We start from the raw sequence: 284 nt of genomic DNA on the forward strand, positions 1-284 counted from the left end.
TAGGTGGACTAGTTGAAAATGGAGAATATCCAGCAGATATGGACTTCTTAGGAGAAATAATAGAAAACATATCTTATAATAATGCAGTAAAATATTTTAATATAAAAGATACTGTAAAAAAAGAAATGATGTTAGAAAAATAATAATGTAGAAAAGTGTTAAAAAAATAATTATTATATTGCATACTATAATTTATTATGATACAATGTATATATCAAGAGGAAAACATTACCCTTAGAGTATACATTGTATTTTTTTGAGAAATTTTGTATATAAGCATGAGA

Source organism: Romboutsia sp. 13368 (genome assembly GCF_018336475.1).
Taxonomy (GTDB): domain Bacteria; phylum Bacillota; class Clostridia; order Peptostreptococcales; family Peptostreptococcaceae; genus Romboutsia.